General features: G+C 32.8%; 10 protein-coding genes. 9 read left to right on the forward strand and 1 reads right to left on the reverse strand.

Translation table 11 applies throughout. The annotated features are described in order from the left end of the window. The first annotated feature begins 189 nt into the window (after positions 1 to 189). The gene (locus tag SOJ_RS06710; protein WP_037539490.1) at positions 190 to 1,017 is read left to right on the forward strand and encodes a YtnP family quorum-quenching lactonase; all 828 of its coding nucleotides are present in this window, start codon (positions 190 to 192) and stop codon (positions 1,015 to 1,017) included. A 162-nt stretch (positions 1,018 to 1,179) separates the two neighbouring features. Here SOJ_RS06710 and SOJ_RS06715 read toward each other — a convergent pair whose 3' ends face one another. Next, positions 1,180 to 1,500: a hypothetical protein gene (locus SOJ_RS06715; RefSeq protein WP_002507311.1), complete on the reverse strand. Its 321-nt coding sequence runs from the start codon at positions 1,498 to 1,500 to the stop codon at positions 1,180 to 1,182. 115 nt (positions 1,501 to 1,615) lie between these two features. Between SOJ_RS06715 and SOJ_RS06720 the strand changes: the two genes are divergently transcribed. From SOJ_RS06720 to SOJ_RS06755, 8 genes are all read left to right on the forward strand, one after another. Then, positions 1,616 to 2,659 (forward strand): M42 family metallopeptidase, encoded by a 1,044-nt coding sequence (locus SOJ_RS06720; RefSeq protein ID WP_391538245.1) that lies wholly within the window; start codon positions 1,616 to 1,618, stop codon positions 2,657 to 2,659. Between the two features lie 19 nt (positions 2,660 to 2,678). After that, positions 2,679 to 2,987 (forward strand): thioredoxin family protein, encoded by a 309-nt coding sequence (locus tag SOJ_RS06725; RefSeq protein WP_002507313.1) that lies wholly within the window; start codon positions 2,679 to 2,681, stop codon positions 2,985 to 2,987. Positions 2,988 to 3,116: 129 nt separating this feature from the next. After that, positions 3,117 to 3,980, forward strand: a complete 864-nt coding sequence (locus SOJ_RS06730) for a DUF1444 domain-containing protein (protein WP_002507314.1) — start codon at positions 3,117 to 3,119, stop codon at positions 3,978 to 3,980. A gap of 13 nt (positions 3,981 to 3,993) precedes the next feature. Then, positions 3,994 to 4,593 carry a YtpR family tRNA-binding protein gene (ytpR, locus tag SOJ_RS06735; RefSeq protein WP_002507315.1) on the forward strand — a complete coding sequence of 200 codons (600 nt, stop codon included), beginning with the start codon at positions 3,994 to 3,996 and terminating at the stop codon, positions 4,591 to 4,593. A 17-nt stretch (positions 4,594 to 4,610) separates the two neighbouring features. Next, complete coding sequence (locus tag SOJ_RS06740) at positions 4,611 to 8,393, forward strand: DNA translocase FtsK (protein ID WP_002507316.1); 3,783 nt, start codon at positions 4,611 to 4,613, stop codon at positions 8,391 to 8,393. A 22-nt stretch (positions 8,394 to 8,415) separates the two neighbouring features. Further along, positions 8,416 to 9,729 (forward strand): UDP-N-acetylmuramate--L-alanine ligase, encoded by a 1,314-nt coding sequence (gene murC / locus SOJ_RS06745; protein WP_002507317.1) that lies wholly within the window; start codon positions 8,416 to 8,418, stop codon positions 9,727 to 9,729. Positions 9,730 to 9,799: 70 nt separating this feature from the next. Next, a complete protein-coding gene (locus tag SOJ_RS06750; RefSeq protein ID WP_002507318.1) occupies positions 9,800 to 10,294 on the forward strand; it encodes a DUF948 domain-containing protein in 495 nt (164 codons plus the stop codon). Between the two features lie 81 nt (positions 10,295 to 10,375). Next, positions 10,376 to 11,875: a hypothetical protein gene (locus SOJ_RS06755; RefSeq protein ID WP_002507319.1), complete on the forward strand. Its 1,500-nt coding sequence runs from the start codon at positions 10,376 to 10,378 to the stop codon at positions 11,873 to 11,875. The last annotated feature ends 554 nt before the right edge of the window (positions 11,876 to 12,429 follow it).

Below are 12,429 nucleotides of genomic sequence, written 5' to 3' on the forward strand. Positions count from 1 at the left end.
TGCCAACAGAGTTATATAACTTTGTTGGCATTTTTTTTTATTATTCATAATAGCATTGATTGCGTAGAGGAAGGGAATTGAAGAATCAGTGTTTTTCAAATCATATCCATTATTTTACGTAGTAAATGTATTGTATTACTATAGTAAGTAATCGACGTTGTTAAATGGAAGATGAGGAGGAATTAAATGATGAAATTAGGCAATTATAAAGTACATTATTTAAACGGGGGTGTTACTCATATTGATGGGGGTGCAATGTTTGGCGTTGTACCAAAAGCACTATGGACAAAAAAATACGAGGTGAACGAAAAAAATCAAATCCCATTACCTACGCATCCGATACTTATCCAAACTGAGGATAAAAATATTATTGTTGATACTGGTATTGGTACTGGAAAATTAACTGATAAAGAACGTAAAATATTTGGTGTCCATTATGAGAGTGATATGGAAAATGATCTAAAAGCATTAAATATAACAAAAGAGGATATTGATTATGTATTAATGACTCATCTTCATTTTGACCATGCAGCTGGGCTAACGGATAACGATGGACATGCTATTTTCAGTAATGCAATACATGTCATTCAACAAGATGAATGGCATGAATTCCAAAGTCCCAATATACGTAGTAAATCGACTTACTGGCAGAAAAATAATGGAGATTTTAAAAATAAATTAATATTATTTGAGGACGAGATAGAAATATATCCTGGCATTCAAATCCGTCATACTGGAGGGCATAGTTATGGACATTCAGTAGTCACAATAGAAAGTGAAGGAGAAAAAGCAGTGCACATGGGAGACATCTTCCCGACGCTAGCTCATAGAAATCCATTGTGGGTAACAGCATATGATGACTATCCTATGCAATCTATAAGAGAGAAAGAACGTTTAATTCCAAATTATATCTTGCAAGATTATTGGTTCTTATATTATCATGATGCGAAATACTTTGCTGTGAAATTTGATAAGCATAAATTGAATGAGATAGAAACTTATATTACGAGAAATTAAAAAGGCTAAAGTTATGAACGAAGAGATATGGACTATCACTGTTTTAGAAAAGGATGGGTGTAGTCCTAGGTCTAAACAGCGTTAATCTTTATCTCTCGTAATGTATAATCAGTGCTTTAAGCGATTGATACATTACATGTTCAAAACTTTAACCTTTTACTTTTATGATTCACATTCAAGAATATCTATAACTTCTCCACTTTTTGCATCTGCAAAAAAGTCATAATATGTTAATGTTTTATTGTTGTGTGTGGTAATACCACCTTGAAAAACAATAAAATTATTATCGGATTTTTTATACGTAATCGGTTCATTCAATATATAAGATCCTACAACATTCATAAAGTATGTTCTTACTTCAGTAATAATTTTATCTGGATCGTGATATTGTAGATCTTTTTGACGTTTATAAAAATAAGTCGCTCCGACAATTGTTGTTAGTGAAATAAATAAGATGATAAGCCTATTCTTTTTATTTAACATAACACAATCTACCTCCAATAAAGTCATATTTATAGTTTACCATAACGAAGATGATATAATAAATAGTAAGGAGTGAGAGACATTGAATATAGACAATAATAAAACATTAGCTAGAATGAAAACATTAACAGAATTACATGGCGCACCTGGTTTCGAAGATGATGTAAAAGCATACTTGAAAGCAGAATTAGAACCATTCGTAGATGATTTTGTTTATAATCGCATGGGTGGCATTTACGGTGTTAAACGTTCGAAAGTAAAGAATCCAAAGCGTGTAATGGTGGCTGCTCACATGGATGAAATTGGTTTTATGATCACAAATATTACAGAAAATGGTATGATACAATTTACAAATTTGGGTGGCGTTGCTACAGATATTTGGCAAGGTCAACGACTTAAAGTAAAATCGCGTAAAAATGAAGAAATCACCGGTGTGGTTGCGAATATACCTAAACATTTTAGGACAGGTAATGAAGGTGCACCTAAAATAGAAGATTTACTTTTAGATATTGGCTGTGAAAATCAAAAAGATGTAAGAAAACGTGGCATTGAAATTGGTGATTCAATTGTTCCAGAAACACCTTTCACACAATTATCAGAGCATCGTTTTACAAGTAAAGCGTGGGATAATCGTTATGGTTGTTTGCTTGGTATTGAATTATTGGAATTATTAAAAGATGTAGAGCTTGGCTATGACTTATATGTAGGTGCCAATGTTCAAGAAGAAGTTGGTTTAAGAGGAGCTAAAGCTTCTGCTGAATTGATAGACCCTGATGTGGCTTTTGTAGTAGACTGTTCACCAGCCAATGATATGAAAGGTAAACAAAATTTATCTGGAGAATTAGGGGCAGGTACACTAATTAGAATTAAAGATGGTACGATGCTACTTAAACCAATTTTTAGAGATTACTTACTAGATTTAGCTGATGAATTTAAAATTAAGCATCAATATTATATTTCACCTGGTGGCACTGATGGTGGTGAAATTCACAAAGCAAAAATCGGTATCCCAACCGCAGTAATTGGAGTTTGTGCACGATATATTCATAGTACAAACGCAGTGTTTGATATAAGAGATTACGAAGCTGCAAGAGAATTATTAACGCAAGCTACAACCCAATTAGATGATTCGAAAATTGAAGAATTACAATATAAATAACACATGAAGGAGAGATTAGATGCAACAATTAGAAACTGAACAACAATTTGAGCAACTTAAAAACGAGCAAACAGTATTTTTATTTACGGCTGATTGGTGTCCTGATTGTAAAGTGATTGAACCCGAATTACCACAGTTAGAGGATAAATACACTAATTACAAATTCATTTCAGTTGATAGAGATAAATTTATAGATATTTGTGTGGAAAATGGCATTATGGGCATACCAAGTTTTCTAGTTTTTCGTAATGGCTCACAAATCGGTAGTTATATTGGAAAAGAACGAAAATCCATCGAACAAATTGATGACTTTTTAGCATCTTTATAAAAAAATTTATTTTGTAAATAATTCATGTTGAAATATAAAAATATATACCCTTAGAACTTACATTTTTTCTGTTCCTAAGGGTGTATTTATTGTAAACTATAATAAGGCACGTAAATAGGAGTGTTAACAATGAATGTCTTTCAAATGAGAGATAAATTAAAAGATCGATTAAGCAAACCAGAAGTGAAGTTTACTTTTAATCGAGAAGATGAAACGCTACGTATATCTAGAGTAGACAATGGCAAAGGTGTCACTGTAAAAGTTGCTACGATAGTAGCTAAATATAAAGAACAAAAAGAAAATATAGTAGATGAAATTGTATATTATGTAGAAGAAGCTATTGAACAAATGAAAGGGGAGGGGCTATCAGAGGTTGATAGTGCCCAAATCATGCCAGTATTGAGATCCCCAAGTTTTGATAAAAAAGATAAAGATGGTAATGCATTTGTTATAGAAGAACACACTGCAGAAACAAATATTTACTACGTAGTTGATCTAGGGAAATCATATCGTCTTATGGATGAAAAAATGTTAGAGTCAATGAAGTTATCTAAGCAACAATTAAAAGAAATGGCCTTATTTAATGTGCGAAAATTAGATAATAAATATACTACGGATGAAGTAAAAGGCAATATATTTTATTTTATTAACTCTAACGATGGCTATGATGCGAGTAGAATCTTAAACACGACGTTTTTAAATGAAATCCAAGACCAATGTGAAGGTGAAATGTTAGTTGCAGTGCCACATCAGGATGTGTTAATTATTGCAGATATCCGTAATAAAACGGGTTATGACGTAATGGCGCATTTAACTATGGAATTCTTTACAAAAGGTTTAGTCCCAATTACATCATTATCATTAGGTTACGACAAAGGTCATTTTGAGCCTATTTTTATATTAGGAAAAAATAATAAACAAAAAAGAGATCCTAACGTGATACAAAGATTAGAAGCAACAAGAAAGCAATACGAAAATAAAGATAAGAAATAAGGAGTCTATAGACATGAATTTATTTTATAACAAAGAAGCAGTAGGAGATGTTGCGTTTCTACAAGTTGAACCAGCTAGTGGTGAGTTCAATTATGAGTATAAAGGTGATGTTGTTGAAATTAAAAATGAATCACAAGTTGTAGGTTATAACATTTTTAATGTATCAGAAAAATCAACTATAAGTGGAAATGGGCATGTTAAGTTAACTGAAACACTAGTTAATGAATTTCAAAAAGCCATTGAAGATGCTGGATTTACTTTTAAATTAAATGCAGATTTGTCTCCTAAGTTTGTTGTAGGCTATGTTGAAACTAAAGAAAAACATCCAGATGCAGATAAATTAAGTGTACTCAGTGTTGATGTAAGTTCTGAAAAGTTACAGATAGTTTGTGGTGCAGCTAATATCGATGCTGGACAAAAAGTAGTAGTAGCTAAAGTAGGTGCTGTAATGCCAAGCGGTATGGTTATTAAAGATGCTGAGTTAAGAGGCGTAGCTTCAAGTGGTATGATTTGTTCTATGAAGGAACTTGATTTACCAAATGCACCTCAAGAAAAAGGGATTATGGTCTTATCTGATGATTACACAGTTGGCCAAGCATTTTTTGAAGAATAAAAGGAGGTAATGTACGAATGAGCTGGTTCGACAAGTTATTTGGAGAAGATAATGATTCTACAGAAGATTATCTTAGTAAAAGAAACCAACGACGTCAAAAAGCTACACAACAAGAACAAGATTCATTACTTCCTCAGAACAATGATGTTTATGAAAGACCCAAAGGAAAATTCAGGTTTCCAATGCGTATTTTAGAAGAAGCGAATGAAGCACAGCATCCAGAAGAAGATTCAATTTCAAAAGATAGTTCGAATCATAGTGATCAACAACACAGTGGTCGTCATACTTCAGACTCTATAAATGCCAATCATAAGCAGAGAAGACGTAGACATTTGTATGATAAGACAGCTTCTAATGATGCTAATACACAAACAGAAAATCAGGAGTCACCAAAAGAAACATATTCAGAACCAAAACGAGAATCAAAATCTCATAAAGGTCAACGAATGAGAATACAAACTGATGTTTTACGTGCAAATGCTTCTAAGAAAACTAAAAGAGATACACCTATGTATCATGAGAGTGATTTTAAAGCGAGTGAAGTGCCATCTGCTATATTTGGTACTCAAAAACCCCACCCGCTGGAAAATGGTGTTATAAAACCTTCAGATGAAACTGAAAACGGCAATAACGAGCAAGTTTCAAATTATGAAGATAACAAAACGCAATCGCAAACTTCAGCACAGGAATCATCAGAAATACATGACACTAAAATTTATAATGATCAATTTGTAGAACCATCAATTGATGCAGCAGACTACGAAAATTCACAAGTTGATAATAAGCAACCATACTCTTTTGAAGGTAATGACTATATAGAAGCGCAAGTGGAAAAAGATAATGAACAGCCACAACAACCTTCTGAACAAAAGCAGCAATCTTCAAATGAACAACCTAAAGTAAACAACACAATTAATATTGAAAATATTTACGCATCACAAATCGTAGAAGAAATTCGAAGAGAACGTGAACGTAAAGTACTTCAAAAACGCCAATTCAAAAAAGCGTTGCAACAAAAACGTCAAGAAAACCAAGATAATAACGAAGACAGCATACAAAAAGCAATAGATGAAATGTATGCCAAACAAGCACACCATTTTATTGGTGAAAGTTCTTTAGACGAAGAGAGCAAAGCCAAAAATGTTTCTGAAAATCAAACAGAAGCATCGATTCAAGACGCTCAACTATCTGATGATAGTCAACAAAATGAGGATGATACCCCTATAGGTGCTACATCACCATTTAATTATGAAGAAATTGATTTAGATAATGTGCGCGATGTACATAAAATTAATGATGAATATGTAAATGTAGATGCAGATATAGAATCAGAATCACCTGATAGTGATAATGACATTGAAAATCATACATCAGCTGAACACAAATCATTAAATGATGATGTCGAAACAACCATTTCAAACGATGATACTTTAAATACAGTTGAAGATAATAATGAAAATATTTCTGATGAAGATCTTTATGTAGAAATAGAAGATAATGACGATATATCAGACGCTCAATATAGAGAAGTGACAATGCCACAAAATGAATCACCAGAAGCGGAAAGTATTATACTTGAGTCCGAGACAGAGAGAGAGTTTGAAGATCAGGAATCAGCGACTGAAACAGAACTAAACAGTGCTCAAGATATGACACAACCATCAGAATCAGACATGTCATCGGAGTCTGCATCTAATGAAATAGCTGAAGTGCAACAAGGTTCAGCACAATACAATACAGCGCAATCTGATACTGATCAAGTTGAAACCGAAGATGAAGTGGCTAGTAAAGAAACACAGCTCCATTCTAGTAGTACGCAATCAAATGCACTTGATAATGAAACAACTGAATCTAACGAATTGACTTCAAACAGAAATCAAACATCAATTAGAAAAGGTAGCAAACCGTTTAATGTTGTTATGACACCTTCTGATAAAAAACGTATGATGGATGCTAAAAAACTTAAGAATAGTAATCAGCATTTTACAAATTCAAGTAACACATCACAGTCGTCACAAAATGAAAGTAAAGAAATTGAATCCAATGACCTTGGTACTGAAAGCGTAGTTAAAGCTGAAACAGTTGGACAAGAGCAACCACAGCAAAATCTGACATCGACGTCCGAAACGACAGAACATCCATCAAATTCAATAGATGCATCAAATCATAGTGAACAATCTATCAATCATGGAACGTCAGAAAAACATGACAATGAAATGAATCCATCTTCAGTGGATGGCAATCAATACGTAAGCCATGATGAAACTAAATTTAATAAAAACAATAATGAACATGTGTCACAAATAACACAAAATCAAGAACCAAAATTAAAACCTGAGAAGGTACACAATCAGTTAGATGCTAGTAAGACAACTGACGACAGTGGTAAGCCAACAATTAGAAGAGGGCCTAATATTAAGTTGCCTAACTTAGATTTATTAGAAGAACCTAAACAACACGAAATTGATAACGTTTGGATCGAAGATAAAAAACAAGAGCTTAATGATGCATTTTATTATTTTAATGTTCCAGCTGAAGTTCAAAATGTTACTGAAGGACCAAGTGTCACACGTTTTGAATTGTCAGTAGAAAAAGGTGTCAAAGTTTCTAGAATAACTGCATTGCAAGATGACATTAAAATGGCGCTAGCAGCTAAAGATATTCGTATAGAAGCACCAATTCCTGGTACTAGCCTTGTGGGTATAGAAGTTCCTAATCAGAATGCTGCCACAGTCAATTTACGTTCAATTATTGAAGATCCTACATTTAAAAATGCAGAGTCTAAATTAACTGTTGCTATGGGGCTTAGAATTAATAATGAACCATTACTTATGGATATATCTAAAACGCCACACGCACTTATTGCTGGTGCAACAGGTTCTGGTAAATCTGTATGTATAAATAGTATTTTAATGTCACTATTATATAAAAATCATCCAGAAGAGCTAAAATTATTACTTATTGATCCTAAAATGGTAGAATTGGCACCATATAATGATTTACCACATTTGGTAGCGCCTGTAATTACTGACGTAAAAGCGGCTACGCAAAGCTTAAAATGGGCTGTAGAAGAAATGGAACGTCGTTATAAAGTGTTCGCAAAATATCACGTAAGAAATATTACTGCTTTTAATAAGAAAGCAACATATGAAGATAGAATGCCAAAAATTGTTATAGTTATAGATGAATTAGCTGATTTAATGATGATGGCTCCACAAGAAGTAGAACAATCTATCGCACGTATTGCACAAAAAGCACGTGCTTGTGGTATTCATATGTTAGTAGCAACACAACGCCCATCAGTGAATGTCATTACAGGTTTAATTAAAGCAAATATACCTACAAGAATTGCATTTATGGTATCGTCTAGCGTCGATTCAAGAACAATTCTAGATAGTGGCGGTGCTGAACGCTTGTTAGGATATGGAGATATGCTTTATTTAGGCAGTGGTATGAATAAACCGATACGTGTTCAAGGCACATTTGTATCGGATGATGAAATTGACGATGTTGTTGATTTTATAAAACAACAAAGAGATCCAGAATATTTATTTGAAGAAAAAGAATTATTGAAAAAAACGGAAGCACAACCTCAGGATAGTTTATTTGATGATGTATGTAGATTTATGTTGAAAGAAGGTCATATTTCCACTTCATTAGTCCAACGCCATTTCCAAATCGGTTATAATCGTGCAGCGAGAATTGTAGACCAATTAGAACAATTAGGTTATGTTTCTGGAGCAAATGGTTCAAAACCAAGAGATGTATACATTACAGAATTAGATTTGAATGAGAATTAAATAGAGATAAAGGAGTGTTACAATGACACATTATCATTTTGTCGGCATAAAAGGTGCCGGCATGAGTTCATTAGCACAAATAATGCATGATCTTGGAAATGAAGTACAAGGTTCAGATATAAATAATTATGTTTTTACAGAGGTGGCATTACAAAATAAAGGTATTAAAATATTACCTTTTGACGAAAATAATATAAAAGAAGACATGGTAATTGTTCAAGGTAACGCATTTCCAAATTCACACGAAGAGGTTGTTAAGGCGAATGAATTAAAACTTGATGTCATACGTTATCACGACTTTTTAGGTCATGTTATCAGTCAATATACATCTGTAGCTGTAACAGGTGCACATGGTAAAACATCTACAACCGGTTTATTGTCACACGTGATGAATGGGGATAAAAAGACATCATTTTTAATTGGAGATGGCACTGGGTTAGGTATTCCTGCAAGTGATTATTTCGCATTTGAAGCTTGTGAATACCGTAGACATTTCCTAAGCTATCATCCAGATTATGCTATTATGACAAACATTGATTTTGATCATCCAGATTATTTTAAAGATGTTGAAGACGTGTTTAGTGCTTTCCAAGAAATGGCACATAACGTAAAAAAAGCAATTATTGCGTGGGGTGATGATAATCATTTACGTAAGATAGAAGCAGATGTCCCAGTATATTATTATGGTTTTTCAAAAAATGATGATGTATATGCGGATAACCTACAAATTAGTGAAAATGGAACTAAATTTGATGTATACATTAAAGATGAATATTATGATACGTTCTTATCTCCACAATTTGGAGATCACAATATATTAAATGGACTTGCCGTTATTACAGTTAGCTATCTTGAAAGTTTAGATGTAAATAATATAAAAGAAGCCTTAGAAACTTTTGGTGGCGTAAAAAGAAGATTTAATGAGACAAAAGTGGGAAAACAAGTATTAGTTGACGATTATGCACACCATCCTAGAGAGATTAGTGCTACAATTGAGACAGCTAGAAAGAAATATCCAAATAAAGAAGTTGTAACTGTATTCCAGCCTCATACTTTTAGTCGAACGCAAGCATTCTTGGATGATTTTGCTGAAAGTTTAAATTTAGCAGATAAAACTTTCTTATGTGAAATTTTTGGTTCAATAAGAGAAAATACTGGTAATTTAACAATTCAAGATTTACTCCAAAGAATTGATAATGCGACATTAATTGATGAAACCACTGTGAATGCGTTAGAACAATATAGTGATGCAGTCATTTTATTTATGGGCGCGGGCGATATTCAGAAGATTCAACGTGCTTATATGAAAGAAATGGGTGTTACTACCTCATTTTAATATGTTTATGTTAAAATGATTTGGGTATTTATATTAAATAACAACATATGATTAATAGGAGGCGTTTTAAATGGAATGGATTTTACCTATAGCTGGTATTATTGCGGCGATTGCTTTTCTTATTTTAGTAATTGGTATCGTTGTAATTTTACTTTCAGTTAAGAAAAACTTAGATCACGTTGCAAAAACTCTTGATGGTGTTGAAGGACAAATTCAAGGTATTACACGTGAATCTACGGACTTACTTCATAAAGCAAATCGCTTAACTGAAGATATCCAAGACAAATCAGATCGTTTGAATTCTGTAGTTGATGCAGTGAAAGGCATCGGCGAATCAGCTCAAACGTTAAATGGTTCAGTTGATCGAGTTACAAACTCAATCACGCACAATATTTCTCAAAATGAAGATAAAATTTCTCAAGTAGTTCAATGGTCAAATGTAGCAATGGAAGTTGCTGACAAATGGCAAAACAGAAGAAATCGTAGAGATAGTGCAAATTATAAAGCGAGCAGTGTAGCAGATGATTCTAATCATAGCTATACTACACGTGTAGATAATAAATAATTCGTATATTTAAACAAACAAATGCACTTAAATGAGGTATGAAACTTATTTAAGTGCATTTGTTATAGGGGGAATTCAATTATGAAGTACTATAACCGTGATAATTACGAAAGAAATGTAGAAAGCTATGAAGTACCGGAATATTTTACTAAAGGTGCCAGAAATGATTTTGTTTACGGATTTCTCATAGGCGCATTTATTGGTTCAGCTGTAGGTTTAATTTCTATAAGCAAGTCACGCACTAAAGATAAATCTCAAGTTGATTCTGAAGATGAATCACGTTTTAAATCTAGTATTATTGAGCAGTCTGAAAGTGAACAAGCTGACGCTGAACAACAAGTAGATGGTATTAAATCTACTGTTGCAGATGCGCAAAACAAAGATACTGAAGTAACAGATTCTGAACTAGTTGCTCAAAAAGTTGCAATTCAGCAAGAAACTTCAGACAACAATTTAGCAGATACGTCACCACAAGCACAAGACCTTCAAGATGATAATAATTTGGAGCAGAGTGACGATACAACAACACATATTGATCCTAATTCAGAACCGACTGAGGACGAGGTCAATGCGCAACAGAATGCTATTAAAGAAGAAGCTGAAGATAATAACTTAGCTGATTCTAGTACTACACCTTCAAATAATAATGGTGCACAAACTGCAGCTGCAGCAACAGGTGGTGCAATAGCAGCAGGTAGTTTAGCTAAAGTTGCACACGATAAAAAGCAATCATTAAATAATGATTCACAAGTTTCAGAAAACACTGATAATCTTTTGAAATCTGAAGAAACAACGAAAGGTGATACTCAAAAAGATGCGCCTAACCTAGTAACTAAAGACTCAAAAGAAGATGAAAGCAAAAATAATAGTCATTTGAAAGCAGGCGCTTTAGCAGGTACTGTCACAGCATCTGGATTAGCGTTAGCAGCTAAAAATAAAAACAAAGCTTTAAATGACGATGATAAAGTTGCAGAAAACACAGCAAGTTTATTAAAACCAGAATCACCTAAACAAAGCATCAAAAAAGATGTGCCTAATTTAGTAACACCAAAAGTTGGTCATGCTGTAGAATCAACTGATAAAGTAGAAAACTCTGCAGACAAAAATAAAAGTAACGCGATTGTAAAACCAGAAAAAGCTGAACAACGTGTAAAACAAACACATAAATCTGTAAATTTCAAAGATGGTATTATTGTTCATAATGAAGCAGAAACTGGTCTTAGCAATCAAACTGCAAACACAGCACATCAGAGCGAAGCTACTACAAATGAAACAGATAAAACGTCAACATTTAAAGATGGTATCCTTGTGCATGATGAAGCTGAAACTGATATTAGCAATCAAAGTGCAAGCAAAGAGCAACAGAACGAAGCCACTACAAATGAAACAGATAAAGCATCATCATTTAAAGATGGCATCCTTGTGCATGATGAAGTAGAAACTAATAAAACAACAAATAATAGTAAGACACAACAAAGTAAAGATGTAGATAATGAACCAACTTACTCTAAAAACAGATCGCAATTGAAAAAATCAGAAAAATCTCAAAGTAAAATAGATAAAAGAACTTTTAATGATTAATCATTACTACAAATGAAATATAATAAAAGGCATCGAACAAAACTTGTTCGATGCCTTTTTAATTTATACTTTTTAGGATCTAGGTTATGTAAAGTGTAATACGAATTAGAATTTATTATACTCATTGTGTCTCTTGAAACGATTATTTTACCATTTTTGAAGTATTATAATTACACAAATAACTAGGATGCATCTAGAACGTTATTTAAGTCATCTAGAATGCTTATAAATGCTTTATTGCATATATTTGATTGATTAGACGATATAGCTACATTTTGATGCCTCAACGTGCAATATAGCTTTAAAAATTTAAACGGAGGCTTTAAATTAACGAGAACCTTTTTTTAGTGCTTTTTAAAGGAAAAAACTGTGTGACATAAATGTATTTATTTAATAGATGAATGATTAAATCATCATTTAGAAAGTACAATTCAGCATTTATATGAAAAATAAATTGAATTAAATGAAACTTAAGTTAATAAAGTATAGAAAATGAAGGAATAGTGTAAAATATTACTGGTAAATGACTGAAAATTCAGTTACCATTAGGGATA

The sequence above is a fragment of the Staphylococcus sp. OJ82 genome, assembly GCF_000294465.1.
Taxonomy (GTDB): domain Bacteria; phylum Bacillota; class Bacilli; order Staphylococcales; family Staphylococcaceae; genus Staphylococcus; species Staphylococcus equorum.